At 66.9% G+C, this 24909-nt stretch carries 22 protein-coding genes and 1 pseudogene; 12 read left to right on the top strand and 11 right to left on the bottom strand.

The annotated features are described in order from the left end of the window. Nucleotides 1-57 precede the first annotated feature (57 nt). Together ACODSL_RS16530 and ACODSL_RS16525 are read right to left on the bottom strand one after the other, a co-directional pair. Nucleotides 58-699: a 3-oxoacid CoA-transferase subunit B gene (locus tag ACODSL_RS16530; protein WP_488901818.1), complete on the bottom strand. Its 642-nt coding sequence runs from the start codon at nt 697-699 to the stop codon at nt 58-60. After that, nucleotides 699-1409, bottom strand: a complete 711-nt coding sequence (locus ACODSL_RS16525) for a CoA transferase subunit A (RefSeq protein WP_488901817.1) — start codon at nt 1407-1409, stop codon at nt 699-701. The genes ACODSL_RS16530 and ACODSL_RS16525 overlap by 1 nt, the downstream gene beginning before the upstream one ends. A 95-nt stretch (nt 1410-1504) precedes the next feature. Here ACODSL_RS16525 and kefF point away from each other — a divergent pair, with 95 nt between their 5' ends. From kefF to ACODSL_RS16505, 4 genes are all read left to right on the top strand, one after another. Then, nucleotides 1505-2071 carry a glutathione-regulated potassium-efflux system oxidoreductase KefF gene (gene kefF, locus ACODSL_RS16520; protein ID WP_488901816.1) on the top strand — a complete coding sequence of 189 codons (567 nt, stop codon included), beginning with the start codon at nt 1505-1507 and terminating at the stop codon, nt 2069-2071. Continuing rightward, nucleotides 2071-3969 (top strand): monovalent cation:proton antiporter-2 (CPA2) family protein, encoded by a 1899-nt coding sequence (locus tag ACODSL_RS16515; RefSeq protein WP_488901815.1) that lies wholly within the window; start codon nt 2071-2073, stop codon nt 3967-3969. Before kefF ends, ACODSL_RS16515 begins: the two co-directional genes overlap by 1 nt. A 75-nt stretch (nt 3970-4044) precedes the next feature. After that, nucleotides 4045-4980: an isopenicillin N synthase family dioxygenase gene (locus tag ACODSL_RS16510; protein WP_488901814.1), complete on the top strand. Its 936-nt coding sequence runs from the start codon at nt 4045-4047 to the stop codon at nt 4978-4980. 69 nt (nt 4981-5049) lie between these two features. Next, a complete protein-coding gene (locus ACODSL_RS16505; RefSeq protein WP_488901813.1) occupies nt 5050-7476 on the top strand; it encodes an ATP-binding protein in 2427 nt (808 codons plus the stop codon). Nucleotides 7477-7537: 61 nt separating this feature from the next. Here the strand turns inward: ACODSL_RS16505 and ACODSL_RS16500 are convergent, their stop codons facing one another. The 3 genes from ACODSL_RS16500 to ACODSL_RS16490 all read right to left on the bottom strand — a co-directional run bounded on the left by ACODSL_RS16500 (nt 7538) and on the right by ACODSL_RS16490 (nt 12345). Further along, complete coding sequence (locus tag ACODSL_RS16500) at nt 7538-9379, bottom strand: ubiquitin-activating E1 FCCH domain-containing protein (protein ID WP_488901812.1); 1842 nt, start codon at nt 9377-9379, stop codon at nt 7538-7540. A gap of 55 nt (nt 9380-9434) precedes the next feature. Next, entirely contained in the window at nt 9435-10904 is a 1470-nt protein-coding gene (locus ACODSL_RS16495) for a TadE/TadG family type IV pilus assembly protein (RefSeq protein ID WP_488901811.1), read from the bottom strand. 85 nt (nt 10905-10989) lie between these two features. Further along, on the bottom strand, nt 10990-12345 hold the full coding sequence (locus ACODSL_RS16490) for a pilus assembly protein TadG-related protein (protein WP_488901810.1): 1356 nt from the start codon (nt 12343-12345) through the stop codon (nt 10990-10992). A 161-nt stretch (nt 12346-12506) separates the two neighbouring features. Here ACODSL_RS16490 and ACODSL_RS16485 point away from each other — a divergent pair, with 161 nt between their 5' ends. Further along, nucleotides 12507-13559 carry an AraC family transcriptional regulator gene (locus ACODSL_RS16485; RefSeq protein WP_488901809.1) on the top strand — a complete coding sequence of 351 codons (1053 nt, stop codon included), beginning with the start codon at nt 12507-12509 and terminating at the stop codon, nt 13557-13559. A gap of 91 nt (nt 13560-13650) precedes the next feature. Next, nucleotides 13651-14454, top strand: coding sequence for a sterol desaturase family protein (locus ACODSL_RS16480; protein ID WP_488901808.1), 804 nt, complete (start codon nt 13651-13653; stop codon nt 14452-14454). Between the two features lie 188 nt (nt 14455-14642). Here ACODSL_RS16480 and ACODSL_RS16475 read toward each other — a convergent pair whose 3' ends face one another. Both ACODSL_RS16475 and mtgA read right to left on the bottom strand, forming a co-directional pair. Then, nucleotides 14643-16478, bottom strand: a complete 1836-nt coding sequence (locus ACODSL_RS16475; RefSeq protein WP_488901807.1) for a M2 family metallopeptidase — start codon at nt 16476-16478, stop codon at nt 14643-14645. Nucleotides 16479-16750: 272 nt separating this feature from the next. Next, nucleotides 16751-17416, bottom strand: a pseudogene (gene mtgA / locus ACODSL_RS16470) (monofunctional biosynthetic peptidoglycan transglycosylase); the annotation flags it as partial. 326 nt (nt 17417-17742) lie between these two features. Between mtgA and ACODSL_RS16465 the strand changes: the two are divergent. Further along, the gene (locus ACODSL_RS16465) at nt 17743-18405 is read left to right on the top strand and encodes a nitroreductase (protein ID WP_488901806.1); all 663 of its coding nucleotides are present in this window, start codon (nt 17743-17745) and stop codon (nt 18403-18405) included. 130 nt (nt 18406-18535) lie between these two features. On the opposite strand, the gene ACODSL_RS16460 is transcribed toward ACODSL_RS16465, so the two are convergent. Next, complete coding sequence (locus tag ACODSL_RS16460) at nt 18536-19528, bottom strand: WD40 repeat domain-containing protein (protein WP_488901805.1); 993 nt, start codon at nt 19526-19528, stop codon at nt 18536-18538. 155 nt (nt 19529-19683) lie between these two features. Between ACODSL_RS16460 and ACODSL_RS16455 the strand changes: the two genes are divergently transcribed. After that, the gene (locus ACODSL_RS16455; protein ID WP_488901804.1) at nt 19684-20136 is read left to right on the top strand and encodes a biopolymer transporter ExbD; all 453 of its coding nucleotides are present in this window, start codon (nt 19684-19686) and stop codon (nt 20134-20136) included. 210 nt (nt 20137-20346) lie between these two features. On the opposite strand, the gene ACODSL_RS16450 is transcribed toward ACODSL_RS16455, so the two are convergent. Further along, nucleotides 20347-21414, bottom strand: coding sequence for a CobW family GTP-binding protein (locus ACODSL_RS16450; protein ID WP_488901803.1), 1068 nt, complete (start codon nt 21412-21414; stop codon nt 20347-20349). An 18-nt stretch (nt 21415-21432) separates the two neighbouring features. Next, nucleotides 21433-22080: a hypothetical protein gene (locus ACODSL_RS16445; protein WP_488901802.1), complete on the bottom strand. Its 648-nt coding sequence runs from the start codon at nt 22078-22080 to the stop codon at nt 21433-21435. A gap of 89 nt (nt 22081-22169) precedes the next feature. Between ACODSL_RS16445 and ACODSL_RS16440 the strand changes: the two genes are divergently transcribed. From ACODSL_RS16440 to ACODSL_RS16425, 4 genes are all read left to right on the top strand, one after another. Then, complete coding sequence (locus ACODSL_RS16440) at nt 22170-22460, top strand: DUF3147 family protein (RefSeq protein WP_488901801.1); 291 nt, start codon at nt 22170-22172, stop codon at nt 22458-22460. Nucleotides 22461-22650: 190 nt separating this feature from the next. Further along, on the top strand, nt 22651-23247 hold the full coding sequence (gene rplU / locus ACODSL_RS16435; RefSeq protein ID WP_488901800.1) for a 50S ribosomal protein L21: 597 nt from the start codon (nt 22651-22653) through the stop codon (nt 23245-23247). 33 nt (nt 23248-23280) lie between these two features. Beyond that, on the top strand, nt 23281-23556 hold the full coding sequence (gene rpmA / locus ACODSL_RS16430; RefSeq protein WP_488901799.1) for a 50S ribosomal protein L27: 276 nt from the start codon (nt 23281-23283) through the stop codon (nt 23554-23556). Between the two features lie 130 nt (nt 23557-23686). Next, on the top strand, nt 23687-24220 hold the full coding sequence (locus ACODSL_RS16425; protein WP_488901798.1) for a GNAT family N-acetyltransferase: 534 nt from the start codon (nt 23687-23689) through the stop codon (nt 24218-24220). A gap of 4 nt (nt 24221-24224) precedes the next feature. On the opposite strand, the gene ACODSL_RS16420 is transcribed toward ACODSL_RS16425, so the two are convergent. Next, nucleotides 24225-24893, bottom strand: coding sequence for a DsbA family protein (locus ACODSL_RS16420; protein ID WP_488901797.1), 669 nt, complete (start codon nt 24891-24893; stop codon nt 24225-24227). Nucleotides 24894-24909 lie beyond the last annotated feature (16 nt).

Raw genomic sequence — 24909 nt, 5'->3', positions numbered from 1 at the left:
AACATGGTCCGCCCGCGCCGCGGGGCAAATCACCGTCCGTCAACAGCCCGTGAGAATCTAGATAGCGATCGTGAACGACGCCTCGGTCTTGCTCTTCACCTCGTCCACGGTCACGCCGGGCGCCAGCTCGATCAGTCGCACCGGCGTCTTGCCGCGGTTGATCTCGAATACGCCCAGCTCGGTGATCAGCAGGTCGACCACGCCCGCGCCGGTGAGCGGCAGGTTGCAGCGATGCAGCAGCTTGGGCGCGCCGGTCTTCTCGCAATGGTCCATCACGACCACCACCCGCTTGACGCCGGCGACCAGATCCATCGCCCCGCCCATGCCCTTGACCATCTTGCCGGGCACCATCCAGTTGGCCAGATCGCCGTTCTCGGCCACCTGCATACCGCCGAGGATCGACAGGGCGATGTGGCCGCCGCGGATCATGGCGAAGCTGTCGGCGGACGAGAAATAGGACGAGCTGTCGAGCTCGGTGATCGTCTGCTTGCCGGCGTTGATCAGGTCGGCGTCCTCTTCACCTTCGTAAGGGAACGGGCCCATGCCCAGCATGCCGTTCTCGCTCTGCAGCGTCACATGCATCCCCTCGGGGATGTAGTTGGCCACGAGGGTCGGAATGCCGATGCCGAGGTTGACGTAGAAGCCGTCCTGCAGCTCCCGCGCCGCGCGGGCGGCCATGTCTTCGCGGGTCCAGGCCATCAGACGGCTTCCTTCACGCGGGTGGTCACGCGCTCGATGCGTTTCTCGAAGACGGCGCCCTTGAACAGGCGGTCGACGTAGATGCCGGGCGTGTGGATGTTGTCCTTGTCCAGGTCGCCGATGGCGACCAGCTGCTCGACCTCGACCACGGTGGCCTTGCCGGCCGTCGCCATCATCGGATTGAAGTTCCGCGCGGTCTTCCGGTAGACGAGGTTGCCCTCGGCGTCGCCCTTCCAGGCCTTGACGATCGAGAGGTCGGCGACGAGGCCACGCTCCATCACATAGAGGTCGCCGTCAAATTCGCGGACTTCCTTGCCCTCGGCCACCAGCGTGCCGACGCCCGTCTTCGTGAAGAAGGCCGGGATGCCGGCCCCGCCGGCGCGGATGCGCTCGGCCAGGGTGCCCTGCGGATTGAACTCCAGTTCCAGTTCGCCGGAGAGGTAGAGCTGTTCGAACAGCTTGTTCTCCCCCACATAGGAACTGATCATCTTTTTGATCTGGCGGTTCTCGAGCAGGATGCCCAGCCCGAAGCCGTCGACGCCGCAGTTGTTGGAGACGACCGTGAGGTCCCTGACCCCGCTTTCGCGAATCGCCGCGATCAGGTTCTCGGGAATGCCGCAGAGGCCGAAGCCTCCGGCCATGATCGTCATGCCGTCAAAGAGGAGCCCCTCAAGGGCCCCGACGGCGTCCTTGCGAACCTTGTCCGCCATGATCGCTCCGCTCAAAAGGGTTGGCTCCTCTGACCCGGCCGGGCCAGAAATTCAACCCTCGATGAATAAAATGGGCCTGTCAGGAGAACGCTATCATGGAGCCTGAAGGCCGCGAACCCTCGGTGCTGCTCGTCTTCGCCCATCCGGCGCTTGAGCGGTCGCGGGCCAATGCCATGCTGGCCGATGCCGGGCGTCAGGCGGCGGGGGTCCGCTTTCATGACCTGTACGAACTCTACCCGGATTTCGTCATCGACGTGGAGGCCGAGCAGGAGAAGCTGCTGGCCCATCAGGTCATCGCCCTGCAGTTCCCCTTCTACTGGTACTCGACGCCGGCCCTGATGAAGGAGTGGCTCGACCTCGTCTGGCTGCACGGCTTCGCTTACGGCGCCGGAGGCGACAAACTGAAGGGCAAGCAGCTGTTCGTGGCCTGCACCACGGGCGGCCCGGCGCAGGCCTACCACAAGCGCGGCTACAACCGGTTCACGATGGAGGAGTTCCTGCGCCCGCTGGAACAGACGGCGAGCCTGTGCGGCATGATCTGGGAAAACCCGTTCATCGTCCACGCCGCCCGGTTGAAGGATGACGCCCACATCCAGGGCGAGGCGGACCGTTATCGCCAGCGCCTCGTAGGCCTGGTCGCCGGCGCCCGGGAGACCGTCTGATGCATGGCGATTTCCTCATCCAGGCGCTGGTCTATCTGACCGCGGGCGTCATCACCGTGGCGGCGGCCAAGAAGCTCGGCCTCGGCTCGGTGCTCGGCTACCTGATCGCCGGCGCCGTGATCGGTCCGTTCGCCCTGAATCTGACCGGCGAGGCCGAGGACGTGATGAAGTTCGCCGAGTTCGGCGTGGTCATCCTGCTGTTCCTCATCGGCCTGGAAGTTCGCCCCGCCCTGCTGTGGTCGATGCGCAAGACGATCTTCGGCCTCGGCGGCGCCCAGGTGGTCGCGACGGCCCTGGCGATCGCCGGCGCGGCCATGCTGTTCGGACTGGCCTGGCCGACGGCGCTGGCGGCGGGGCTCGTGCTGGCCATGTCCTCGACCGCGATCGTCCTGCAGACCCTCGACGAGAAGGGACTGAGACAGGGGCCCGTCGGCCGGGCGGCCTTCGGCGTCCTGCTGCTGCAGGACCTGTCGATCATCCCGCTGTTCGCCCTCCTGCCCCTGCTGGCGACGGGACCGGTGGTTCTGACCGCGAACGCGCATTCCACCAGCCTCGTGGCGGACCTGCCCGGCTGGCTCCAGGCCCTGGCGGTGCTGGGCGCCGTGGGCCTGGTGGTCGGCGGTGGCCGGTTCGTCGTCCGGCCGGTGTTCCGCTTCATCGCCGAATCCCGCCTGCGCGAGATCTTCACCGCCTCGGCGTTGCTGATCGTCGTCGGCGTGGCCGCGTTGATGCAGATCGTCGGCCTGTCGCCGGCCCTGGGCGCCTTCCTCGCCGGCGTCGTGCTGGCCGAAAGCGAGTTCCGCCGCGAGCTGGAAACCGACATCGAGCCGTTCCGGGGCCTGCTGCTCGGCCTGTTCTTCATCACCGTCGGCGCGACGATCAACTTCGGTCTGATCCTGCGCCAGCCGCTGCTGTTGGTCGGGCTCGTGCTGGGCCTGATGGCGCTGAAGTTCGTGGTGCTGTTCGCCCTCGCCCGGGTCGGCGGGGCTTCGAACCGCCTGGCCTCGACCGTGGCGGTCGCCCTGGCGCAGGGCGGCGAGTTCGCCTTTGTGCTGCTGACCTTCACCGTCGGCGCCGGCGTCATCAGTCGGCCGCTGGCCGATCTGCTGACGGCGGTCGTGGCCGTGTCGATGGCCATGACCCCCCTGACGGTGATCGCCTTCGAGAAGATCCTCACCGCGCTGGACCGCAATACGCCCACCGAGACGATCGCTGATCCGACCTTCGAGGAGGCGGACGCCGAGCCGGACATCATTATCGCGGGCTTCGGCCGTTTCGGTCAGGTGACGGGTCGAATGCTGACCGCCAACGGCTTCAAGTCGACCGTGCTGGACGCGGACATCGAGCAGATCGATCTGCTGCGCCGGTTTGGCCGCCGCGTGCACTATGGCGACGCCACCCGGCTGGACCTGCTCCGGCAGGCCGGGGCCGAACACGCGCGGATGCTGATCGTGGCCATCGACGACCAGGAGAAGGCCACCGAACTGGTCGAGCGGGCCCGCGAGGCCTTCCCCAACCTGACCATCCTGGCCCGGGCCTTCGACCGGCGGCACGCCTACGACCTGCTGGCCAATGGCGCTGACGCCGTCGAGCGCGAAACCTTCGAGGCGGCTCTGGCCATGGGTGTGACGGCGCTGAAGTCGCTGGGCTTCCGCGCCCACCGCGCCCTGCGGGCGGCCGACTTCTTCCGGCGTCACGACAACCGCACCTTTGAAGAGCTGCGGCCGATGTGGGGCCAGACCGAAGCCTATCTGCTCGCGTCGCGCGACGCCGCCCAGACGATGGACAAGCTGCTGCAGGCCGACCTGGCGAAGATGCGTCCCGGGGCCGCCGACGGATGGGATACGAGCGGGCGCGACGAGGAACAGCGGGCCGAAGCGTTCGACAGGGACGCCTGACCTGGATCATTGCCGCGTCGTCAGGCGCCGCCGAGAGGTGTAAGACACCGGGTTTCGAATTTCGGGAGAACCGCCTTGCCCCAGTCCGCCATCGCCCCCGTCTCTTTCCGGGCCTATGCGACCGACTTCGAAGGCTTCGCCAGAACCCTCGGCGACAGCTTCCGCCGCTATGGCTTCGCGGTGCTGTCCGACTACGATCTGGACCAGGCCCGGATCGACGCGGCGATCGATTCCGCCAAGCGCTTCTTCGCCCTGCCCGAGGACGTGAAGCGGCAGTACGCCGTCGGCAAGGGCGGTCAGCGCGGCTACATTCCGTTCGGCATCGAGACGGCCAAGGGCGCGGACCACTTCGACCTGAAGGAGTTCTGGCACATGGGCCGGGACCTGCCGGCCGGGCATCGCTACCGCGCCCAGATGCCGGACAACGTCTGGCCGGCCGAGATCGCCGATTTCCACGATAATGTCGCCTGGCTCTACAGCGCGCTCGACGGCATGGGGGCCAAGGTGCTCCAGGCGATCGCCCACTATCTGGGCCTGCCCCGTCATGAGTTCGACGACGCGGTCGAGTACGGCAACAGCGTGCTGCGGCTGCTGCACTACCCGCCGATTCCGGCCGATGCGACCGGCGTTCGCGCCGGGGCCCACGGCGACATCAACGCCATCACCCTGCTGCTCGGCGCGGAAGAGGGCGGCCTGCAGGTCAAGGACCGCGACGGAAAGTGGCTGCCGATCAATCCACCCCCCGGCTGCCTGGTGATCAACATCGGCGACATGCTGGAGCGGGCCTGCAACCACGTGCTGCCCTCGACCATCCACCAGGTGGTCAACCCGCCGCCCGAGCGCCGGGCCTTCCCGCGGTATTCGACGCCCTTCTTCCTTCATTTCGCGCCGGACTACGAAATCCGCACCCTGCCGGGCTGTGCGACGCCCGAAAATCCGGACCGCTATCCGGAGTCGATCACGGCCGACGAATTCCTCGTTCAGCGCCTGAAGGAGATCAAACTGCTCTGACCGGGCGAGGTCACCCTGAATTAACCCTGCTCGATCAGGTTGGGGGCAGGGTTTCTGGAGGGCAGCAACATGGCGACGTCGGACGCCGCCAGACTGACGGAAATACGGTCTCTCGATCTGAACGCGCTGCGGCCCGTGATCGAGAGGGTCACGCGGCTTGCACGCCAGGCCTCGGGCGCCGCCCATGCCTATGTCGTGCTCGTCGAGGAGGATCACGTCTGGCAGTCAGGCTTCGACGGCGTCCCGGAAGCCATCGGCCCAATGGCCGACTCGACGACCGCGCGGAACATCGACTGTCATGACACCCTGTGGGTCCGCGACCTGCGGGATACCTGGCCGGATCATCCCTGGGTCAGCGGTCCCGCCGGGGCCCGCGGCTACGCCAATGCCGCCGTCATGCTGGGCGCGTCGATGAAGCTCGGCGGGCTATGTCTGATCTTCAAACAGCCGGCGGATCGTGATGAGGCGGTCGTCGCCACGCTCAATGATCTGGCGGCGCTGCTGGCCGAGGCCATCGAGCGACTGCGCGCCCAGCGTCGCAGCGAGACCGCCGAACAGACATCCCGGGCCGCCACGGACCTGAAGGACGTCATCATGCGCTCCTCGCCGGTGGCCCTCGGCATGACGGACCGCGACCTGCGCTACCTCTATGTCAACGAGCAATGGGAGCTGGAAAAGGGCATCAGTTCGGCCGAGGCGCTCGGCCGGACCATGAAAGACCTGTTCCCGGCCTCCTATCCGGTGCACGCGCCCTCCTATTTTGAATGCCTCGCCGGCAATACCATCACGGCCGAACGGATCCTGGTGCCCAGCGAACGGCGGCCCGACCGCTGGCTACGCGCGACGCTCTGCCCCTGGTTCGACGCGGACGGCCAGGTCGGCGGCCTGATCTCGATGAGCCACGACATCAGCGCTGTCATCGCCTCACTCGAGGAAACCGAACGCTCCAAGCAACGTCTCGGACTGGCGCTCGAGATCGCCGAGGTGCTGGTCTATGAGCTCGACTATCGGGCGAAGACCCTGACGATCGATGGCGCAGCGGACACATTCTTCGACGGCGCCCTGACCTTCGAGGATCTCGCAAGGGACATGTGGATCACCGTCCACCCCGATGATCGGGCGGCGGCCCAGGCGACTTGGAACGATCATCTGGAAACCGGGCGGCCTTTCCGCACCGAGTACCGGATGAACCCGCCCGACGGTCGCGAAGTCTGGGCCTTCTCGGCCGCGGAGCTGATCAAGGGCGAGGACGGCCGGATCAACGGCGTCCTCGGCGTGCTCAAGAACATCACCAGCCGCAAGCAGGTCGAAGAGGCCACCGTCCGGGCCCGCGATCTGGCCGAAATGGCAAACAGGGCCAAGAGCGAGTTCCTGGCCAACATGAGCCACGAGATCCGCACGCCGCTCAACGGCGTGATGGGGGTCGCCTCGGCGCTGTCCCGCACGGACCTGACCCCGGCCCAGGCGGAAATGGTCGGCTTGATCGAGACCTCCGGCCAGACCCTCGAGGCGATTCTGGCCGATGTCCTGGATCTGGCGCGGATCGAGTCCGGCCGCCTGGAGCTGAAGCCCGAGCCGTTCGACCTGGGCGCCTGCCTGCGTTCCGCCGCCGCCCTGTTCCAGCCCGGCGCGGCGGCGAAGGGGCTCGCCTTCACCCTGGCGATTGAAGACTCAGCGACCGGCGCCTTTGTCGGCGACGCGGTGCGCATCCGCCAGATCGTCTGCAACCTGCTGTCCAACGCCGTGAAGTTCACCGGCGCGGGCGAAATCCGCCTTGAGGCCCACCGCGACGCCGGCGACAACCTGGTGATCGCGGTGCGTGACACCGGCATCGGCTTCGACGACGACGTGAAGGAGCGACTGTTCCAGCGGTTTGAACAGGCCGACGGTTCGATCACCCGCCGGTTTGGCGGCACGGGCCTCGGTCTGGCGATCTCACGCGCCCTGGCTGAAGCGATGGGCGGTTCGCTCGACGCGCGTTCCGAAGCCGGGTCCGGCTCGTGCTTCACCCTTCATGTCGGCCTGCCGGCCAGCGCCGAGGCGCTGATCCGGTCGGATCGCGACCTTCCCCAGACCTTGCCTCTGGAGCGCGCGCCCCGGGTCCTGTTGGCCGAGGATCACCCCATCAACCGCAAGGTCGTCGAGTTGCTGTTCGACGGAACCGGCGTCGTACTGACCTGCGTCGAGAACGGCGCCGAGGCGGTCGACGCGGCGCGCAGCGCGCCCTTCGACCTGATCCTGATGGATATGCAGATGCCGGTCATGGACGGACTCACCGCCATCCGGACCATTCGCGCCGAGGAGGCGGCGAACGGGCTGCCATCGACCCCGGTCTGGGCCCTGTCCGCAAACGCCCTGCCCGAACATGTCGCGGCATCTATGGCCGCCGGCGCGGACGGTCATCTGAGCAAGCCGGTCTCCGCCGAAGCCCTGTTCGGCGCGCTGGAATCCGCCTGCGCCTGCACGTTCGCCCGGGACGAGATCCTCAGCGCCTGACACTTAGGGCCTGACGGACAGGTCGGCGCCGACGAACCGCCGGCGTCGCCAGCCTTCACCGCTACTTCGACAGCCGCAGCTTGGTGATGTCCCGGCCGATGGCAGCGAACGCATCCTTCAGCAGCGACCCGCTGGACGGCAGATAGACGTGCGCGGCGTCCGTCGCGCAGCCCTTGATGAAGGTCTCCGCCGGGGACCGCGCGCCGACCTGGAAACCGACCGTGTAGATCACCACCCCCTTGGCTTTCGCAGCCGTGCAGATGGCCTGCGCCTGGTCCGTCGGATCACCGTTGGTGGCGTTGCAGTTGATCTGGTCGCTGTTGCTGCCGGACGAGTCCTTGCTGAGCACGTTGTTGCAGTAGGCCGTGTTGAAGTCGCCATCGGTCATGAACACAATGACCTTCAGAACGTCGGGGGCCGTATAGGCCGCCGGCTGGCTCGCGCTCGGCCACAGCGACGCGAAATTGGGCGAGACCATGTACCAGCCCCAGGCCACGCCGATCTGGCCGGCGGTCGAGCCGCCGACCGCCAGATCGTCAATCGTGCTTTTCAGCGAGGTCTTGTCGGTCGACAGGGGAACGACGGAGGTCGCCGTGCAGTCATTCGTGTCGGCCAGGTACAGCCGGCCTACCGGGCTCGTTCCCGGCGAGACGTCCGTATAGGCATTGCCGCCGGTGCGCTCCGTCGCGCAGGTGCTGATCTGGAAATTCTCAAGGTCCCCGTTCGCGTCGGTGAACCGGTAGTACTGGCATCCCAGCAGCATGCAGTAGGCCTTGCCACCCGACAGATAGAGGCCGTAGGTCGCGCCGTTCACGCCGGACAGCGAGAAGGTGTTGGCGGTTCTGTTGGCCACGGTGAAGGTGGTGTCGTTGATCTGGGTAAGGCCCAGGACGCCAGTTATGTAGACGGGGTCGCCGTTGTCGAGGCCATGGCCGGCCGAGGTCAGGACGATCGAACAGTCGGACACCTGACATTTGGTCGCGGTGCCGGCGGCTGTATATTTGCCGTATTTCGACCCGTTCACCCCAGAGAGCTGGAAGGTGTTGGCGGTCTTGTTGGCGACCACATAGGCCTTGTTGTTCAGCTGGGTCATCCCGGTCACGCCGCTGATCCAGACGACGTCGCCGTTGTTGAAACCGTGACCGGTCGACGTGATCACGACCGGGTTTGCTTTTGTGGCGGCGGTAATCAGCTTGGCCGTGCCTGTCGACCAGGACGCCGCGGTGATGTTCGTCGGCGCGGTGACCGCACCCCGCGCGCTCGGCGCATAGCTGCCGAGATTGACCCCGATGTCGAACGGAATCAGCGCCGCCTTCGAGTAGTAGGGGGTCTGGTTGACCGACACGACCAGGTCGATCAGGTCCTTGGCCGCCGATTTCAGATCGAGAAGCTTCTGCCCCCTCATCGAGCCGGTGATGTCGAGCACCAGCGACACTTCAAGGTTCGTCGAGGCGCGGGCCACTTCGGTGTTGGCGCTGACCGACATATTGCCGTTGAGCCACAGATTGGCGATCACCGGCGTCACACTGGCCGTGGCCGTACCGACCACCTTGGTGCCGACGATCCTGAAGCTGGACGAGGTGATTGTCGCCTCGCTGCCCGTCCCGAACTGGGCGGTCAGGGCGGGCTCGCCGATATCCTGCATGCCCGAGTCCGTCGTGGCGGTGGAACGGGCGGCCAGCAGCGTCGCGGCGTCGAGCGCGTCCTGCAGCTGACGCTTTTCAACACTGGCCCGGTTGACGTCGATCAGGCCGAAGCCGAGCACCGCCATGGGCAGGGCCATGACGGCGAACCAGATGGCGACGGCGCCGCTCTCGCTCCGGAACCGGCGCAGGAAGCCCGAAAGAGGCGCGGCTTGCCGGGATCTCGGCGAGGATTTCGACCGCAGGAAGCGCCCCGCCATGAGCGCCGCAGTCCGCCACCCTATGAGGCCGCGGGCATTCGAATTTTCGGTTTGACTAGCGGGCAATGTAAAGACTCCGCAAAGCATCCGCGATGTTCTGGAAGGCCGCCAGCAACCCTGCGGTGTCCGTAGCGTCGAAGTAGTGACTTGAGTCCGTTGCGCACGACTTGAGAATTGACTTGATGTTGGTGTCCGTCACGTTGAACGCGACCGTGAACAATTCTATCTTCTTGGCTTTGATGTTGGCGCAAAGCTCGGACGTATACGTATTCGCCTTGGTCGCTGGGCTGTCCGGGTTGGGCGTCGGGGCGACATCGTGCCGCCCGGTGCTGGCGTTCATCAGCTTGGAGTTCGCGCCGTCTGTCATCAGGACCATCGCCTTGCGCGGCTTGCGATTGTTGCCTGACGGGTCATAGGCGGCGGCGTCCGTCAGGGGCTGGACCGACGACAGCATGTTGAAGCCCCAGGCCAGGCCCGAGGGAATGTAGGTGTCGCCGGTGGCCGTCAGCGCCGCAATCGCGGCCTTCACGGTCGACGTGCTGCTTGTCAGCGGCGTGAACGGCGTGGCGCACGTGAGATTGAGGAAGCCGGGATAGACCCGGGACGGATCATCATCGGAGACGTTCTTCGGGTAGGCGGGCGAGCCTACGCATCCGGAGAACTTGTAGGTCGTGGTGGTGGTCTTGTCCGCCGTGCAGGTCGTGACCGGCGTGATTGGCGTGGTCACGCAGTTGACCGACTTGCTGCAGGTCGCGGAGTAGGGGGCGCCATCCGTGTACTTGGTGCAGGCATAGGTCTGGGTCTGGCACGTCGTCTTGGTGGACACCGTGGTGCAGACGCCCTTCGTGGTGGTGGTCGTGCTGTAGTCCGCTGGAACGCTGATCCAGCTGGCGTAGCGGTTTGCGACGCCGACATTGACGTACTGGGCGAACGGCACGACGCCAATCTTCACGCTCGTGGCCCCATCGACCGTGAGTTTGTCCACGAGAGAGGCGGCGGCGGTTTTCAGGGTGGTCAGCTTGGCGCCGGCCATGGACCCGGTGGTGTCGAGCACCATCACCAGCTCGACGGGAGAGTCCTGACCACGCCTGACCGTGGTCGCCGCGCTGATGGCGACGTTGCCGCCGGTCCAGAGCTTGGCGATGACCGGTTCGATCGTCGCGCTGGCGGAGCCGACAATCTCCGAGCCGACAATCTTGAAGGACGACGTCTTGATGGTGGCTTCACTCACACCGGACATCTGCGCAACAAGGGCTGCGGCGCCGATTGTCTGCATCTTGGCGTCCGTCGTCGCCGTCGACCGCGCCGCCAGCAGGGTCGCGGCGTCGAGCGCGTCCTGCAGGTGGTTTTTCTCGACAACCGCCCGGTTCACGTCCACGAGGCCGAACGCGAGGACCGCGGCCGGCAAGGCAAGGACCGCGAACCACACGGCCACGGCGCCGCTCTCCCCGCGAAAGCGGCGGAAGAAGCGCACGGCCAGCGCGGCAGGCCCGAAGCCGGGCGGGATCGAGGCGCGAAACATCATCACAGTCCCTTCAGCCCGACAGACTGTCAGAAAGCGGTAAGGGAACCGCCAACGGGCATGGTGAATTCGCCGTTAAGAGTTGGCCCTATCGGGATATCCGTAGTCGGGAGATGTCCTCGCCGATGGCGTGGAAGGCGTCCTTCAGGGCGGCGCCCGTCGACGGAAGATAGACGTGTTCCGCGTCCGTGGCGCACTGCTGCATGATCGCCTGGGCCGAGGGGTCGCTGCTGACGTCGAACCCGACCGTGTAGATGATCACCCCGGCGGCTTTCATGTTGGCGCACAGCGACTGGGCCTGGCTGAAGGCGTCGCCATTGGGGGCGTTGCAGTTGATGTGGTCTGAAGCCGATCCGCTGCCCGACCCTGAATCCTGGCTGATGACGCCCTTGCAGTAGGTGGTGTTGAAGGCGCCGTCGGTCATCAGCACGACGACCTTCAGCAACCTGTCCGCGCCATAGGCCGCAGGCTGACTTTCTGCAGGCCAGAGTGACGCGAAGTTCGGTGAGACCATGTACCAGCCCCATGCGATGCCGATGTGGCCGGCCGTCGAACCCGCCGCGGACAGGCCGTCGATCCGCGTCTTCAACGCTCCCCGATCGGTCGTCAGTGGCATGATGCTGCTTGAGAGGCAGGGGTTGGCCGAACTCGGATAATCGCGCCCGAGGAACGCCGTCGCCGGCGAGACGTCCGTGTAGGCGGCGGAGCCTGTCCGCTCGCTCACGCAGTCACTGATGGCGAAGGTCTTTGATGTTCCGGCGGCGCTGGTGAACTTGAAGCTGGCGCAGCCGGGCGTGGTGCAGGTTCCGGCGGTGAACGTCCCGCGGACGCTGGCCGCGTAGCCGCCGACGTTGACGGCGGACGAGTACGGAACAAGCGCCATCTTGGTGTAGTAGGGCGACTGCTGCGTCTGGACGACCAGATCAACAAGGTCCTTGGCCGCTGTCTTCAGGTCGGCGATCCGGGAACCGGCCATCGATCCGGTCACATCCAGCACCAGTCCGACCTCCACGTTGTGCGATGACCGGGTGACTTCGGACTGTGCGCCGATGGTCATGTCGCCGGAGGTCCAGAGGTCCGCGACGGTGGTGGTCATCGAGGCCTGGGCGGTGGCGATGACCTTCGTGCCCTCGAGGTGGAACGTCGACGAAGCGAGAACCGCCTTGCTGGCGGCAAGGTCGGCGACCAGCACCTTGTCGCCGACCAGCTTCAGCCCGGCGTCCGTCGTCTCGGTCGACCGGGCAGCGGCCAGCGCCGCCGCGTCCAGCGCGTCCTGCAGCCGCGATTTTTCGCCGGAGGCCCGGCTGACGTCGACCGCCCCGAACACCATGACGGTCATGGGTACGAGCAGAAGGGCGAACTGGACGGCGACCGCGCCATCCTCCCGCCTGGCGCGCACAAGACACCGGCTGATCCAGCCGGGAACCGACAGCTTCATCTTCATGGCCCCTGCCCCGAACAGAGTTGCGGATGACCACCAAGGATGACGCCGACGCGGTAAACGCATGCCCCACCAGACAAGGTCAAAGTCGGGAAACCATGACGCCCTATCGACGAGGCCCCTGACCCGTGGGAATCTCCGGCTCGAGGGTTGGGACGTCCGGCATGGAATCGTTGGAACTGCTGTTGCGGGGCATGGCTGTCGGCGCGGTGCTCGCCACCGGCGTCGGACTGCTGCGCAGCGGGCAAGGGGGCCCGGCGCGCTGGACCGGCGCCATCTTCTGCCTCTCGGTCGCCGCGTTCGGTATGAACTCCGGCGGCGCGGACACCCGCGCGCTGCATCTCATCGCCGGACCGATCTGGCTGCTGTCCATCGCCGGCACCGCCTGGTTCTGGCTGTTCGCCGTCACCCTGTTCGAGGACCGCCCGGTGACATGGAGCCGCATGACGCCGGTGGCCATCATGATGCTCGTCGGCCTGGTCGGCGGCGTCCTGCGGTCACCGGCCGCCCGCGGCGTGTGGATCGTGCACAACCTGCTCGAGGTGGTGCTGGTGCTGAATGTCATGCTCGTGATCTGGCGCAGCTGGGGCGGCGACCTGATCGAGGCGCGACGATCGCTGCGCGGGCCGTTCATGGTCGTGGTCGGCGTCTACTGCATGATCCTGTCCGGCTTCGAGATCGCAAGCGATCTGGGCTTCAATCCAGCCTGGGGTTCGCTGGCGCAGGCCGCCAGCCTGGCGGCGATGAACCTCGCGGGCGCGATCACCTTTCTGCAGGGGCGGCCCGATCTGTTCGGAAGGCCGGTACGCACAGGAGCCGCCGCCCCCGACGCCGTGCCGCCGCAGGACCGGCCGCTGCTCGCGCGACTGCAGGCGATCATGGCCGACGGCGACCTGTGGCGCCGCGAGGGGCTGACCATCGGACAGCTGGCCGTCGAGGTGGGCGCGCCCGAGCATCGCCTGCGCCGACTGATCAACGGGGTTCTCGGCCATCGCAACTTCGCCGACTTCCTCAACGCGCGCCGCGTCGAGGCCGCCAAGGCCTCGCTGGCAGCGCCGGAGAACGCCCGCGCCTCGATCTCCGCCCTCGCCTTCGACCTCGGCTACGGCTCGCTCGGGCCGTTCAACCGCGCGTTCAAGGACGCCACCGGCCTGACCCCCTCCGCCTGGCGGCTGAAGGCCCTAGCCGACTCGCCGAATCCGGAAATCATCGGCTGATTCCGGAATCCGCCAGTCCCGGCCGACCTGGGGAAGCGGCGCCGATCCCGGCAGGGCAATCTGCGGTCATCGACCTTTCGGAGTGACCCGCGTGGACCAGATCCTCTCTCAACTTCTCGACCTCAGCCGCCACTGGCTGACAGGCTTCGGCGGCGACATGACGCGCTACATCATCGCCGCGCCGCTGACATGGCTGGTGCTGTGCGTGATCTGCGCGCCCCTGCTGCGCCATCGCAAGATCCGGCCCGACACCCCGCCGGCGAAGCAGCTGGTCATCGAGTTTCTCTGCTCGGTTCGGTCCGTGGCCGTGTTCTCGACGGTCTCCTTGCTCAGCGTGCTGATGTGGAAGGCCGGGCTGTTGTGGGGACACGATCTGCGCGAGCACGCCGGGCCGGTGTGGATTGTCGTGTCGTTCATCATCACGGTGATCGCCCACGACGCCTATTTCTACTGGGCGCACCGGATCATGCATGACCCGCGCCTGTTCCGTCGCTTCCACCGGCGTCACCACCGCTCGCACAACCCGACGCCGTTCACGGCCTACAGCTTCGACCTGGCCGAAGCCGCGGTGCTGGCGACCTTTACGGTCGTCTGGGAGCTGCTGGTTCCGGTGTCGTGGGTCGGCTTCGGCGTCTTCATGCTGCACCAGATCGCCCGCAACGTGCTCGGCCATTCGGGCTACGAACTGTTCCCCGCCAACCGCGAGGGCAAGCCGCTGTTCGACTGGATGACCACCGTCACCCATCACGACCTGCACCACAGCCAGGCCGGCTGGAACTACGGCCTCTACTTCACCTGGTGGGATCGCTGGATGGGCACCGAGCACCCGCAGTACCATGCGCGGTTCGCGGCGGTGACGCGGCCCCGGGCCGCGGCCCTGGCGGCGGCGGAATAGCTGAGGATGTACCCTTCCCCCTCAATGGGGGAAGGGTAGGGTTGGGGGTGTGGCCGCAAGTTTTGAGTGGAAGGACATGATTGGGTTCAGCGCCCTGTCGCGGCTTCCCCGATCCATCCCGCGATCACCCCCATCCCCGACCCTTCCCCCATCGAGGGGGAAGGGAGGAGCGTGGAACGATCAACGACTTACCAGCCGCAGTGCTCGCCCTTGTTCTGCTTGGTCAGCCAGATGTTCAGCGGCTTGAAGTAGTCGGCCACCGCCGAGGCGTCGCCGCGGGTCTCGCCGGTGAAGGCCTGCATGGCCTCCGGCCAGGGGCGCGAGGCGCCCATCTCGAGCATCGCGTTGAACTTCGCGCCGACTTCCTTGTTGCCGTAGATCGAGCAGCGGTGCAGCGGCCCGGTCCAGCCCGCCTGCCGGCAGGCCGCCCGCTGGAACTGGAACTGATACACGTGCGCCAGGAAGTAGCGCGTGTACGGAACGTTCGCCGGCACGTGGTACTTCGCGCCCGGATCGAACGCATCGGCCGGCCTGGGGCCCGGCGGGATGATGCCCTGGTACTGGGTGCGCAGCTTCCACCAGCCGCTGTTGTAGGTCGCCGGCGTCAGCTGGCCGTTGAAGACTTCCCAACGCCAACGGTCGACCATCAGGCCGAACGGCATGAAGGCGATCTTGTCGAGCGCCATCTTGAGCAGGAACGGAATGTCGCCGTCGGGGCCCGGCGCGTCCTTGAGCAGTCCGATCTGCTGCAGATAGGTCGGGGTCAGGGCCGACAGGCCGACGAAGTCGCCGATCGCCTCGTGGAAGCCGTCGTTGGCTCCGCCCTTGAAGATGTACGGCTGGCTCTTGTAGGCGCGCTGGTAGAAGTTGTGACCGAGCTCGTGGTGGACCGTATAGAAGTCCTCGCCGTTGACCTTGGTGCACATCTTGATGCGGATGTCGTCGGCGTCATCCAGATCCCAGGCCGAGGCGTGACAGACCACTTCGCGGTCCCGCGGGCGAGTGATCTGCGACCGGGTCCAGAAGGTCTCCGGCAGCGGCGCCAGTCCCATCGAGACGTAGAAGGCCTCGCCGGTCTTGACCATCTTCACAGGATCGTAGCCGGCGTTCACCAGCAGATCGTCGAGCGCGTAGGACGGCGTCGTGCTCTTGGGCGCGACGATCGGATAGATATTGCCCCATTGCTGAGCCCACATGTTGCCGAGCAGATCGGCGCGGATGGGCCCCGAGCGCGGCTGTACCGCGTCTCCGTACTTCTCGTTCAGACGGGCGCGGACGTAGCAGTGCAGGTTCTTGTAGAACGGCTCGATCTGCTTCCACAGCCGGTCTGTCTCGGCCGCGAAGGCGTCAGGATCCATGTCGTAGCCCGAGCGCCAGAGGGCGCCGGTGTCGGCATAGCCGAGCGCGACCGAGCCCTCGTTGGAGAGGGCCACCAGCTTGGCGTAGTCGGGCACCATGACCGGCGAGATCGAATGCCAGCCCTCCCAGATCGCCTTCAGTTCGGCGGGGTCATTGCTGGACGCGAGAATGTCCTCGGCGTCGTTCAGCGTCAGGGTCTTGCCCTTGTAGGTGAACTTGCCAGTCGAGTAGGTCGAGTCCAGGCGCGAAGCGATGGTCGCCATCTCGTCGGCGGCCCCGGGGCGCTGCGGCGCGGGGGCGACGAGCGCGCGCTTGAGGATGTCCAGCTTGCGGCGGGTCACGGGATCGACGGCGACCTTGTCGAATCGCGCCGCCTGGATCGCCAGCCGGGTGCCCAGATCGCTGGCCTCGGCGCCGGCCTTGGCCTCGAGCCACTGTGTATCTTCGGTGATGTAGGTCGCGCGGACCCACGACGCCTTGTTCACGTACTGCGACAGGGCGGCCAGATCGGCCTCGGCCTTGTCGACAAAGGCCTTGGCCTCGGCAGGCGTCGGAGCTGGCGCGGCGGCGGCCGGCGTCTGGGCCTGGGCGATGGGCGCCGCGGCGCCGAGGCCCGCGACCAGGGCGAGGGCGGCTCCGGCCGCCAGAAGCTTCGTCTTCAACATCGGACGTATCCTCACAGGGGAACTCTATGGCGCGGCATGGGAGAGGCCGCGGAGGGTTCCGTCAAGGCGCCCTGACCGACCGCCTAGGTCGGATCGGCCGGCGGATCGGCGGGCGCGGGGCTCTCGACCACGGGCGGCTCGGCCGCGGCCGGAGCCTCCACAGGCGACGGCAACGGATCGGTATGCCGGGTCGGCGCGGGCTGGCGAACCGCCGGCTGTTCGACCGGCGTCGTGTCCTGACGTTCGGACCGGGTGGGATAACGCAGATGACCGACGCAGGCCGACAGGCCGTCGCTGCGAACGGTTCCCGCCGCAGCGCCGATCTTGCGTGACCGACGGGCGACGTAGCGGCCGGGGTTCACGGCCTTGTACTTCAACGGGTTGGGCAGGATGGCCACCAGCCGCGCGGCCTGGGCGCGGGTCAGCTGGTCGGCGCTGACGCCGAAATAGCGCTGGGCGGCGGCCTCGGCGCCGTAGGTGCCCGCCCCCATCTCGGCGACGTTGAGATAGACCTCCATGATCCGCCGCTTGCCCCACAGGGCCTCGATCAGGACCGTGTAGTAGGCCTCGATCCCCTTGCGCAGGTAAGAGCGCTGCGGCCAGGCGAAGACGTTCTTCGCGGTCTGCTGGCTGATCGTCGACCCGCCACGGATCTTGCCGGGCCGCCGCTTGTTCGCCGCGGCGGCCTTCTGGATCGCCTCGAAGTCGAAACCGCGATGGGTGCAGAACTTGGCGTCCTCGGAGGCGATCGCCGCCTGCACCAGCGCCGGCGAGATGTGCTTCAGCGAGCGCCAGCGGTAGTCCAGCCCTTTGCCCTCGAACAGGCGCTGGACCATCAGGATGGTCACCGGCGGCGGCACGAACCGGTAGACCAGCGTCAATCCGACCGGGAAGGCGACCGTGATCAGGAACCCCCACACGAAGACCGTGCGGATCAGCTTGCTGAGCGAGAACGGCTTGCGCTTCGCCAGCTTCGGCGGTGGCGCACCGGCGGGCCGTTGTGGCGGCCAGGGCGGGCTGTAGCCGGGGGGCGGTGCGGCCGGCGGCGGCGGCGCGGGCGGCGGCGGTTCCGGCTGCGGTTCCGGCGCGGGCGCGGGGTCGGACGACTGAAAGACAGCCTTCATCGGGTTCTGCGCCCCGGGGACGATGTCTCCCTCCGGCTCGTGCGGCGGCTCCGTGCTCAAACCTGCCTCCCTTGCCTTGACGCGGCGGAGGGATGCTAGCCACTGACGCCGTCCCTGTCGCTCACGGAAAAGCGCCCGCCATGAATGTAACCGAAGCCGTCGACCGCCGTGTGTCCGTCCGCGCCTTTCAGGACAAGCCCGTTCCCGGCGACCTGGTGAAGGAAATCCTCGTCGCGGCCCAGCGCGCGCCGTCGGGCGGCAATCTCCAGCCATGGAAGGTCCACGCCCTGGCCGGCGCGCCGCTCGAGGCGCTGAAGGCGAAGGTGGCGGCCAATCCCGGCGGCGAGACGCCAGAGTACAACGTCTATCCCGACAATCTCTGGGACCCGTTCCGCACCCGCCGCTTCGAATGCGGCGAGGACCTCTACGCCTCGATCGGCATTCCACGCGACGACAAGCCGGCCCGGCTGCGGCAGCTGTTCCGGAACACCCAGTTCTTCGGCGCCCCGGTGGGCATCTTCTTCAGCCTCGACCGCAAACTCGGCCAGCCGCAATGGGCGGACGTCGGCATGTACATGCAGACGGTCATGCTGTTGGCCGTCGAGCGTGGCCTCGCCACCTGCGCCCAGGAGTTCTGGGCCCGCTACCCGAAGACCGTCGCCGACCACATTCGCCTGCCCGACGACTACATGCTGTTTTCAGGCATGGCGCTCGGCTACGCGGACGAGACCGCCCCGATCAACAGCCTCCGCACGCGGCGGGATCCGTTTGAGGTGTGGTGCGATATGGAGGGGTTTGAGTAGACAGGTTGCGTGGTTCGAGACGCTCGGCTGATGCCTCGCTCCTCACCATGACGAAGACCGTCGAAGCCCCCCCAACACGCGTCATCCTGAGGAGCGAGCCTCAAGCGAGCGTCTCGAAGGACGCAAACTCCTACAGCCGCGTCTCCACCACCCCGGCGCCACCATCCTCGTCGCCCCAGGCCACCCGAGAGCCGTCGAGGCTGACCGCCAGCGCGCTGATGGCGGCGCCCTTCTCGGCCTTGAGGTGCTCGATCTTCCCGCTCTTCAGGTCGGCGGCCCAGACGCGGCCGTCGTCGAGGCCCGCGGCCAGCACATTGGCCGAAGGCGTGCCCGCCACCTGCACGACCATAGCTGACTGGTCATAGCCGATCTCGGCGGCTTCCTTGCCCATCGGGCCGGTCGCACCGGCGAACGGCCAGATCACCGCGCCATTGGCGCCGGACGTCGCCATCATCAACCCGTTCGACAGGAAGGCCAGGCTCTTCACCTTGGCCGGATAGCCGCCCATGCGCAGGTTCTTCTCGTCGGAGACCTTCCAGCCGTGAAGCTGGTTCTCCTGCATGGCGCTCATCAGGAAGCGACCGTCTGGGCTCCAGGCGACCAGCACATGACTGCCGGCCCACTTCAGCAGCTGCGGCTTCTGGTCGGCGATGCGCGCGTACCAGAGGGCCGCGCCGTTATAGGTCGCGACCGCCAGGCGACGGCCTTTCGGATCGAACGCGACGTGGGCGGCCGACTTCTCATGGGTGAAGATGCGGCTGAAGTCCGCATCCTTCGAGTCGCGGACATGCAGGTCCCGGCCGGCGGTGAAGGCGATCAGGCCCGACTCGGCGCTGGCGGCGACCGAGTCGATCCAGCGCCCCTTCACCTCGGCGACCAGGGTCGCGGCGATCTCGCCGCCCTCCAGCCGCGTCCAGACCACGCGCCCGTCATCCCCGCCGGTCAGGACGCCGAGGCCCGACGGGTGCAGGCAGGCGGACAGGATCGCGCCCTGGTGGGCTTCGACGGTGACGAACCCGTCTCCCGTCACTGCCCGCACCGTCCCGTCGCCCAGGGCGAACATCGTTCGCCCGGAACGGTCGAAAAGCGCGGCGGTCACATAGGCGTCGAAAACGAAAGTCATGGTGGCGCGTTTATATCCCTGAACAGGCCTTGCCCAGCGGCGGATGGTTTTCGCCTGCCAAGCGAGACAGGCTTTACAAGCCGCTTCAACCGCGTAATGGGATTGGACGAATGACAGCGGACCGGACGTACCGGACCGCGTAAGGGAGTGTCCGAATGGGTGCGAAGCTTGGTGGCGCCGGCGGCGGCAGCAAATACGATCTGGGTCAGAACAGCGACATCAACGTCACGCCGTTCGTCGACATCATGCTGGTGCTGCTGATCATCTTCATGGTCGCGGCGCCGATGGCCACCGTGTCGATCGCCCTCGACCTGCCGCCCGCGATTCCGCCGCCCGAAGACGCGCCGCCGCCGAAGAAGCCGGTGATCGTGTCGGTACAGCGCTCGGGCGCCGTCTTCATCAACGCCGTCCAGTCCGGTTTGCCGAACCTGCCGACCGACATTCCGCTGGCGATGCAGAAGGAAGGCGTAACCGGCAACTTCACCGACGAGCGCGTGTTCGTGCAGGCGGACGCCGAAGTGACCTACGAGCAGTTCATGGCCGTGCTGAACGTTCTGCAGGCCAATGGCTACTTCAAGATCGGCCTGATCAACGAAGACATCGAATAGGTCGCGCCTTCCAGGCCAGACATGCGAAGGGCCGGTGGAAACACCGGCCCTTTTGCTTTTGATCCTCCCCATCGGGGGAGGTGGATCGCCCCCCGGGTCGCGCGGAGCGCGCCCGAGGATAAACTCCGGCGAGACTGAGTGGGTCCGCTCAGATTTCGGGTGACCCCATCAGTCAGCGCGACGCGCCGACAGCTCCCCCGATGGGGAGCATCAGGCCGCGCAGGCTTCGAAGCCGGCCTTCAGCGCGGCCTCGTCGAGATCCCGGCCGATGAACACCATGCGGCTGTAGCGATGCTCGCCGTCTTTCCAGTCGCGCTGGAAGTCGCCCTCAAGGATCATGTGCACGGCCTGGAACACCAGGCGGCGGCTTTCGCCCTTCACATCCAGGATGCCCTTGGCGCGCAGGATGTCGGGACCCTTGTCGGCGAGCAGCTGGTTCAGCCAGTTGGTCACCTTGATGCTGTCCAGCGGCCGCTCCAGCGTCAGGGAAACCCCCCGGATGCCGGCCTCGGCGACATGGTCGTGCGCGTGATGGTCATGGCCATGATCGTGGTGATGGTGGTCGTGGCCATGGTCGTGGTCGCAGTCCTCATCATGCACATGACCCGCTTCACCGTGCGCCGGGTTGAGGAACTCCGGCTCCAGCTCGGTGATCCGGTCGAGGTCGAACCCGCCCCGGCCGAGGATGGCGTCCAGCGGCACGGCCGAGCGCTGGGTGTGATGGATCGGGGCCAGCGGATTGATGCGGCGGATCTGCGCCTCGACGGCCTTCAGTTCGGCCGGCGTCACGAGGTCGGTCTTGTTGAGCAGGATCTGGTCGGCGAAGGCGATCTGCTCCACCGCTTCCCGGCTGTCAGCCAGCCGCAGAGGCAGGTGCTTGGCGTCGACGACCGTCGTCACCGAGTCGAGTTTCGTGCGGGCGCGCACGTCATCGTCGACAAAGAAGGTCTGGGCCACCGGACCGGGATCGGCGAGGCCGGTGGTTTCGACGATGATCGCGTCGAACCCGCCCTTGCGCTTCATCAGGCCGGAAACCACCCGGATCAGGTCGCCGCGCACCGTGCAGCAGACGCAGCCGTTGTTCATCTCGAACACTTCCTCGTCGGCCCCGACCACCAGGTCGTTGTCGATGCCGATCTCGCCGAACTCGTTGACGATCACGGCGTATCGCTTGCCGTGGTCCTCGGTGAGAATGCGGTTGAGGAGCGTGGTCTTGCCGGCGCCGAGATAGCCGGTGAGCACGGTGACGGGGATGCGGGTCGCGGAAGCTTCGGTCATGGCGGCTAGATAGGCGGCTCAGGCGCTGAAAACCACTACCGCGACGCCGAGGGCGATCAGAACCGCGCCCAGCGCCGCCGATTCATAGCGCGCCAGCCGCTCCATGCGGAAATGGGCCATGCCCGCCCAGGTCAGGCTGATTAACGCGACCATGCCCGCCAGGGTGCCGATCAGGAAGACCGTGCTCAGCAGGACGAGGCCGGGCCAGCCGTGGCTGTCGCCCGTAAGATAGAAGGAGAGCAGCACCTCGCCGGGTGACAGCGCCAGGGCTCCGACGACACCCCACCAGGCCGCGCCGTCACTGACCCGCGGCGGGGCGGTCAGCGTCTCGTCACTGATCCCGGCGACCGCCAGCCTGCGCTGGAACGCGCGCATCAGATAGAAGACGCCGAAGCCGAACAGCAGCGCGGCGGCGGCGTAGTGCAGCAGCCCCTGCAGCCATTGCTCCATGAACCGGCCGGCCATCAGGATAAGAACGCCGACGATCGAGGTCGTCAGGATATGTCCCACACCCGCCGCCGTGGCCGCGCCGAGCACCCGGCGCAGGGTCCAGCCCTGGGCCCGCCCCACCAGGACAAACGGCAGCCAGTGCGTGGGGATAGCCACATGCACGAGGGCGACGCCGAAACCGGCCGCGGCGAAGGAGAGGAAGAAGGGCGAGATCACCCGACGGCTATAGCCTGTTACATAGTAACGTTCCAGTGGCCATGCGGCGACTCGCGCGCGTCAGCCTGAAAGGTCATGATGGCCCGACCATGCTTTACCTCATCATCAAGGCAGGCCTGTCTGGGGCCATCATCGCCATCGTTTCGGAGATTGCGAAACGATACCCGGGTGTCGGCGGCCTGATCGCCTCCCTGCCGCTGGTGTCCGTGATCGGCATGATGTGGCTGTGGCGCGACACAGGCGATGTCCAACGACTGGCAGATCATTCCCAGGCGACCTTCTGGTTCGTCCTGCCGTCCCTGCCGCTGCTTCTGCTGGTGCCGGCGCTGTTGAAGCGGGGCGTGCCTTCTACCCCGCGCTGGCGGCCGGCTGCGTCCTGACGATGGCTCTTTACGGCCTGATGATCTGGGCCGGGCCGCGCTTTGGCCTGAAGCTTTGACGATAGGGGCTTCAACTGCCTTCGCGGCGTTGACTCAGAAGTCGCCGGCTGTATAAGACCGCTCCCTCGCCCGCGGGACACCTCGCGGGCGCGATCTATTTTGCGAACTCAAGATTTTCAAGGCGAACACCATGTACGCGGTGATCAAGACCGGCGGCAAGCAGTACCGGGTCAAGGCGGGCGATCTGCTCGTTGTCGAGAAGCTGGCGGGTGAGCCGGGCGCGGATGTCGCGTTCGGTGAAGTGCTGATGCTCGGCGACGGCGACGCGGTGACCATTGGCGCGCCCCTGGTCGATGGCGCGACGGTCAACGCCACCCTGATCGAGACCCGCAAGGGCGACAAGGTGAAGATCTTCAAGAAGATCCGCCGTCAGGGCTATCGCCGCACGAAGGGTCACCGTCAGCACGAGACCGTGCTGCGCGTCACCGCCGTGGCCGGCGCCGGCAAGACCGACAAGTGGGACGGCGAAGTCAGCCTGACCACGAAGCGTGAACTCGACGCCCGCGCCCGTGGCCTGGCCTTCCAGCCGCTCGGCGGCGCGACGCCGAAGGCTGTAAAGGCGACCCCGGCCGCCAAGGCCGCCGCCCCCAAGGCTGAAGCTGCTCCCAAGGCCGCCGCGCCGAAGAAGGCCGCTGCTCCGAAGGCCGCCAAGGCCGACGCTGACGCCGCCCCCGCCAAGAAGGCCGCTGCCAAGAAGCCGGCCGCCAAGAAGGACGGCGACGCCTAAGCGGCGGCGCCTCCAGAGAGACAGGAGAGCACAATGGCTCACAAGAAATCAGGCGGCTCCTCGAGCAACGGTCGCGACTCCGCCGGCCGTCGTCTCGGCGTGAAGAAATTCGGCGGCGAGAAGGTCCTCGCCGGCAACATCATCATTCGTCAGCGCGGCACGAAGTTCTGGCCGGGCACCAATGTCGGCATCGGCAAGGACCACACCCTCTTCGCGCTCGTACACGGCGCGGTGAAGTTTGTGACCAAGCGCAATAATCGCACCTACGCGACGGTCGTTCCGGCCGAGGTCGCCCAGGCCGCCGAATAGGCGACCCGACCTCCTCCGGATCGCCCGATACAGGCGATCCGGACATGCAATTCCTCAAGCGGGGAGTCCGGACGCCGGGCTCCCCGCTTTTGCATGTTCAGGCCCCCGGAGAGGGGCCGGGAGGACCACCATGTGCGTGATCGAGACCACGCCCCGGATCGAGACCAGGCGGCTGACCCTGCGGGCGCCCCTGATGGAAGACGCCCCGCGTCTGGCCGAGCTCTGCAACGACTTCGACATCAGCCGCATGACCTCGCGCATGCCCTGGCCCTACGCCCTGGGCGACGCAGAGGACTTCATCGCCGGTTGCGCGATCGCTGACCGCCGGACCGACATAAACTTCATGATCGACCATGACGACGCCGGCGTGGTCGGTGGCCTGGGCTTCTTCTGCAACGCCGAAGACGCGCTGGAGGTCGGCTACTGGATCGGCAAGCCGTTTTGGGGCCGCGGCCTGGCCAGCGAAGCCCTCGTCGGCGCCATGGACTGGGCCGCTCGCGGCTGGAAGAAGCGCGTCGTCTCCGCCGCGCATTTCTCGGACAACCCCGCGTCCGGCCGTGTGCTGTGCCGCGCAGGGTTCCTCTACACCGGCCGGGTCGAGCTGCGCGACAGCCTGGCTCGCGGCGAGACGGTTCCCTGCCGGTCGATGGTCTGGTTGGCCTGACGCCTCAGGGCTTGCGGAACAGGCCGAGCAGGCCTGGGCCGCCTTTGCCCTTCATCGCCGCGGCGATGGCGGCGTCGAGCGTGGCCAGGTCCATCTCCTTGCCCAGCGGGGGCTCGACCCGCTTGCCGTTGACGTCGAAGGTCGGCGTGCCATCGACCTTGTCCCCGGTCGAAGCCTGTTCGACACGGGCCTTGAGCGCTTCGAAAGCGGCCTCGTCCTGGACGCAGGCGCTATAGGCCGCGCTGTCGATGCCGAGCGCCGCCGCTTCCCGACGCAGGATCCGGTGAACTCCGGCGATCGTCCCGTCGTCGAACATCTCGTCCTGGGTGGCGAAGACCCGGTCGACGACCTGGAAATACCGATCCTTGCCCGCGCATCGGGCCAGCATGGTCGCGGGCACGGCGATCTCGGCCGGACTGGTGATGAACTCCCGGTAGACGAACTGCACCTTGCCGGTGTCGATGTACTTCTTCCTGAACGCCGGGAAGACGGATTTGTGGAACCGCGCGCAATGCGGACAGCTGAGCGACGCGTACTCCACCACAACGACCTTCGCCGTGGGGCTGCCCAGCGTCATGTCGTCCGGCCGCAGGGTCGGACGGGCGGCCATCGAGGCCGCCGGCAACAGAAGGAGGGCGGTCAGCCCGATCAGCAGTCGAAGCGCGCCGCGCATGAAAGGCTCCCGATAG

It is taken from the genome of Caulobacter sp. FG121 (genome assembly GCF_057809815.1).
The sequence above is the reverse complement of the archived record's forward strand: the minus strand, read 5'-3'. Positions and strand labels throughout refer to the sequence as shown.

Coding starts and splice junctions, on each gene's coding strand:
- ACODSL_RS16530 (WP_488901818.1), bottom strand. CDS start 699: ATGGCCTGGACCCGCGAAGACATGGCCGCCCGCGCGGCGCGGGAGCTG.
- ACODSL_RS16525 (WP_488901817.1), bottom strand. CDS start 1,409: ATGGCGGACAAGGTTCGCAAGGACGCCGTCGGGGCCCTTGAGGGGCTC.
- kefF (WP_488901816.1), top strand. CDS start 1,505: ATGGAGCCTGAAGGCCGCGAACCCTCGGTGCTGCTCGTCTTCGCCCAT.
- ACODSL_RS16515 (WP_488901815.1), top strand. CDS start 2,071: ATGCATGGCGATTTCCTCATCCAGGCGCTGGTCTATCTGACCGCGGGC.
- ACODSL_RS16505 (WP_488901813.1), top strand. CDS start 5,050: ATGGCGACGTCGGACGCCGCCAGACTGACGGAAATACGGTCTCTCGAT.
- ACODSL_RS16500 (WP_488901812.1), bottom strand. CDS start 9,379: ATGGCGGGGCGCTTCCTGCGGTCGAAATCCTCGCCGAGATCCCGGCAA.
- ACODSL_RS16495 (WP_488901811.1), bottom strand. CDS start 10,904: ATGATGTTTCGCGCCTCGATCCCGCCCGGCTTCGGGCCTGCCGCGCTG.
- ACODSL_RS16490 (WP_488901810.1), bottom strand. CDS start 12,345: ATGAAGATGAAGCTGTCGGTTCCCGGCTGGATCAGCCGGTGTCTTGTG.
- ACODSL_RS16485 (WP_488901809.1), top strand. CDS start 12,507: ATGGAATCGTTGGAACTGCTGTTGCGGGGCATGGCTGTCGGCGCGGTG.
- ACODSL_RS16475 (WP_488901807.1), bottom strand. CDS start 16,478: ATGTTGAAGACGAAGCTTCTGGCGGCCGGAGCCGCCCTCGCCCTGGTC.
- ACODSL_RS16465 (WP_488901806.1), top strand. CDS start 17,743: ATGAATGTAACCGAAGCCGTCGACCGCCGTGTGTCCGTCCGCGCCTTT.
- ACODSL_RS16460 (WP_488901805.1), bottom strand. CDS start 19,528: ATGACTTTCGTTTTCGACGCCTATGTGACCGCCGCGCTTTTCGACCGT.
- ACODSL_RS16455 (WP_488901804.1), top strand. CDS start 19,684: ATGGGTGCGAAGCTTGGTGGCGCCGGCGGCGGCAGCAAATACGATCTG.
- ACODSL_RS16450 (WP_488901803.1), bottom strand. CDS start 21,414: ATGACCGAAGCTTCCGCGACCCGCATCCCCGTCACCGTGCTCACCGGC.
- ACODSL_RS16440 (WP_488901801.1), top strand. CDS start 22,170: ATGCTTTACCTCATCATCAAGGCAGGCCTGTCTGGGGCCATCATCGCC.
- rplU (WP_488901800.1), top strand. CDS start 22,651: ATGTACGCGGTGATCAAGACCGGCGGCAAGCAGTACCGGGTCAAGGCG.
- rpmA (WP_488901799.1), top strand. CDS start 23,281: ATGGCTCACAAGAAATCAGGCGGCTCCTCGAGCAACGGTCGCGACTCC.
- ACODSL_RS16425 (WP_488901798.1), top strand. CDS start 23,687: ATGTGCGTGATCGAGACCACGCCCCGGATCGAGACCAGGCGGCTGACC.
- ACODSL_RS16420 (WP_488901797.1), bottom strand. CDS start 24,893: ATGCGCGGCGCGCTTCGACTGCTGATCGGGCTGACCGCCCTCCTTCTG.